The sequence below is a fragment of the Streptomyces sp. SID3212 genome, from assembly GCF_009865405.1.
Taxonomy (GTDB): Bacteria; Actinomycetota; Actinomycetes; order Streptomycetales; family Streptomycetaceae; genus Streptomyces.
In genome coordinates this window covers 1-3,093 of sequence record NZ_WWJY01000979.1, presented here as the reverse complement: position 1 = coordinate 3,093, position 3,093 = coordinate 1, and the positions used below count along the sequence as shown (strand labels likewise).

The following is a 3,093-nucleotide window of genomic DNA, read 5'->3' as shown; positions in this document are numbered from 1 at the left end:
AGGCAGCAGCCGGCTGACGGCCCCGCCCCCTCCGGGGCCAGGACCCCGGCGCGCGTGCTCACCTACCCGTCGCCCGAGCCCGCCGCCGACGGCACCCTGCACTCCACCGCGAGCAGGCCCCAACTGCCCAGGCGCCGGGGGCAGGAGCATCTCGTCCCGCAGTTGCGGGACCGGCCCGCCCCGGCACCCGCCGCCGAACCGGTCCTGCACGACCCCGGTCTCATGGCGGCCTTCCAGCGCGGCATCGACCTCGCCGAAGCCCAGCCCGCCGTCTCCGGCCCCCGGGCGGAGGCGCCGCCGGACCCGCCGCGGGATTCCGGGCCGGATCCGTTGTCCGATCCGTTGCCCGATCCCCTGTCGGCGCCTCTGCCGGACCCTTTGTCGGACCCGCTCCCGGAACTGCCGGAACCGCAGCGCCACGACACGACCTCCAAGGAGTAGATGCACCATGGCGAGCGATGTGCCGACCGGCCATGTCTCCGACCTCGACTGGCTGCTCAGCGGTCTGGTCCAGCGTGTCCCGTACACCCGCAGCGCGGTGCTGCTCTCCTCCGACGGCCTGGTGAGGTCCATGCACGGCATGGACGCCGACAGCGCGGACCACATGGCCGCCCTCGCCTCGGGTCTCTACTCGCTCGGCCGGAGCGCCGGGATCCGGTTCGGCGACGGCGGTGAGGTCCGCCAGGTCGTGGTCGAGCTCGACTCCACCCTGCTCTTCGTCTCGACGGCCGGCTCGGGCACCTGTCTCGCCGTGCTGGCCGGCCGGGAGGCCGACGCCGCCGTCCTCGGCTACGAGATGGCGATGCTGGTCAAGAGCGTACGGCCGTACCTGATCACCCCCCTGAGACAAGTGGCGGGGACGACCCAGAGTTCCACGGGGGGGCTGTGAGCGTGTCGGCCACGGCGGACGGGCCGTGGCTGGACGAGGCAGCCGGCCGGCTCATCCGTCCCTACACCGTGAGCGGGGGCAGGACGCGGCCGACGACGGCCCTGGACCTGCTGACGCTGGTGATGTCCACGGGCTCGGTGCCGGACGCGCACCTGGGGCCCGAGTACGCCCAGGCCGTCGGTCTCTGCCAGAGACCGACCTCCGTGGCGGAGATCGCGGCGCATCTGCGGCTGCCCGCGACCGTCACCAAGGTGCTGCTCTCCGACCTGGTGGACTGCGGGGCGATCTCCGCCAGGCCACCGGACAGTTTCGACCATCCCACCGACGTTTCCCTGCTGGAGGCAGTGCTCGATGGCCTACGACGACAGCTCTGAATCCTTCAGCTCCGAATCCTTCCCCACCGCCCTCAAGATTCTGGTCGCGGGCGGATTCGGGGTCGGCAAGACGACCTTCGTGGGCGCGGTGAGCGAGATCGCGCCGCTGAGCACGGAGGAGTTACTCACACAAGTCAGCGCGGCTACCGACGACTTGACCGGGGTCGAGGCCAAGACGTCCACGACGGTCGCCATGGACTTCGGGCGGCTGACCCTGGACGAGCGGCACGTGCTCTACCTGTTCGGGACGCCGGGCCAGGAGCGTTTCTGGTTCATGTGGGACGAGTTGTCGAGAGGCGCGCTCGGCGCGATCGTCATCGCGGACACGCGACGGCTCGAATACTCGTTCTCCGCGGTCGACTTCTTCGAGCAGCGTGGCATCGGGTTCGTGGTCGCCGTCAACGAGTTCGACGGTTCGTACCGCTACGAACCGGAAGAGGTGCGGGCGGCGATGGACCTCAGACCGGACGTGCCGATCGTGCTGTGCGACGCGCGGATCGCCAGCTCCGGGATCCAGACGCTGGTCACGCTCGTCCAGCATCTGCTCACGGCTACGACCGGCGCGGGTCCCGCGGCCGGCGCGGGCGGGGGGCCGGGTGCGGGGCCGGGTGCGAGTTCCGCCCCGGGTCCGGGGCCGAGTGCCGCCGCGAGCCTGAGCCTCACCCCGATCCCGAAGCCGATCCCGATCCCGAAGCCGATCCCGATGTCGGCTCCTGACCCCGCCCCAGAGCACGCCGAATGACGCCGCTGCCCCCGATGTTCCCGAGCGACGGAGCACCCGCATGAGGTACGACCCGATCGCCCGTCTGCTGCTCACGCCCGTCGACCAGGAGGCGCCGGACCGCGTGCAGCGATTGCGGCGGCTCGGGCTGGGCGAGCGGTCGGAGCCCGCCTTCGACGCCTTCGCCCAGCAGTTGGCGCAGATGACGGGCGCCCCGTACGCGATGGTCAACTTCATCGACGAGAACCGGCAGTTCTTCGCGGGGCTGCACACCACGCGGGGGACGGAGGGCGAGCGGGGGACGGGCGGCGAGCGGTTCATGGCCCGCGACCACGGCTACTGCCCGTACGTCGTCGTCCGGCGCAAGGCGCTCGTCCTCGAAGATGTCCGCGACTTCCCCCGTTTCGCGGGCAACCCCCTGGTGGACGAGATCGGGATCCGCTCCTACCTCGGGGCCCCGCTCATCGATCGTACGGGCCTGGCCCTCGGCACGGTCTGTGTGGTCGACACCGAGCCCCGGCGCTGGGGGCGCACGGGGCTCGACACCATCAAGTCGTTCGCGGCGGAGCTGATGTCACAGATCAGGCGCCGGGAGGACGGCCTGCTCCCGGGCCTCCCGGACCGCCGCGAGGTCCCTCGCGTACGGGAGTAGGCCCTGCGGGCCGTACGGGAACAAGGCGCTGGGGGAGGTATCACTGTCCGAGGCCGGCCGGGCGGGGTGGCGCGGTGCTGCCCCGCAGGACCACGTCACCGCCCACCCGCAGCACCCGGGCGCGTGTGCCGCGCGGCTCGCGCAGGGCGAGCGAGATGACGTGCTGGCCCATCTCCGTGAGCGGCAGGGCGACGGTGGTGAGCGCGGGCGTCAACTCCCGTACGAGCGGGATGTCGTCGAAGCCCGCGAGCGACAGGTCGTGCGGCACCCGTACGCCTGCCTCGCGGAACGCGGCGAGCGCGCCCACGGCCATCACATCGGTCACCGCGAAGACACAGGTGGGCAGGGTGTTCCCGGCCAACAGCTCCCGGGCGGCGGCGTATCCGCCGTCCCGGGTGAACGCGCCGCGCACGACGGAGCCGGGACGCAGGGTGACCCCGGCCTCCGCCAGTCCCTC

General features: G+C 72.0%; 4 protein-coding genes and 2 pseudogenes. 5 read left to right on the top strand and 1 reads right to left on the bottom strand.

The window, feature by feature from the left end; translation table 11 throughout:
• From GT042_RS38390 to GT042_RS29375, 5 genes and pseudogenes are all read left to right on the top strand, one after another.
• Positions 1-441, top strand: a pseudogene (locus tag GT042_RS38390) (ATP-binding protein); the annotation flags it as partial.
• A gap of 7 nt (positions 442-448) precedes the next feature.
• Complete coding sequence (locus GT042_RS29390) at positions 449-889, top strand: roadblock/LC7 domain-containing protein (RefSeq protein ID WP_161311741.1); 441 nt, start codon at positions 449-451, stop codon at positions 887-889.
• Positions 890-891: 2 nt separating this feature from the next.
• Positions 892-1,263 (top strand): DUF742 domain-containing protein, encoded by a 372-nt coding sequence (locus tag GT042_RS29385; RefSeq protein WP_161311742.1) that lies wholly within the window; start codon positions 892-894, stop codon positions 1,261-1,263.
• A pseudogene (locus tag GT042_RS29380) lies at positions 1,241-1,819 on the top strand (ATP/GTP-binding protein); the annotation flags it as partial. The gene GT042_RS29385 and the pseudogene GT042_RS29380, both read left to right, overlap by 23 nt.
• 226 nt (positions 1,820-2,045) lie before the next feature.
• Positions 2,046-2,636, top strand: a complete 591-nt coding sequence (locus GT042_RS29375; protein ID WP_161311740.1) for a GAF domain-containing protein — start codon at positions 2,046-2,048, stop codon at positions 2,634-2,636.
• Between the two features lie 40 nt (positions 2,637-2,676).
• On the opposite strand, the gene GT042_RS29370 is transcribed toward GT042_RS29375, so the two are convergent.
• Positions 2,677-3,093: substrate-binding domain-containing protein (locus GT042_RS29370; protein WP_161311739.1), on the bottom strand; the 417-nt coding region annotated here is incomplete at its 5' end.

Excerpts from the sequence above, each read along its gene's own strand:
- GT042_RS29390 (WP_161311741.1), top strand. The coding sequence starts at position 449 with ATGGCGAGCGATGTGCCGACCGGCCATGTCTCCGACCTCGACTGGCTG.
- GT042_RS29375 (WP_161311740.1), top strand. The coding sequence starts at position 2,046 with ATGAGGTACGACCCGATCGCCCGTCTGCTGCTCACGCCCGTCGACCAG.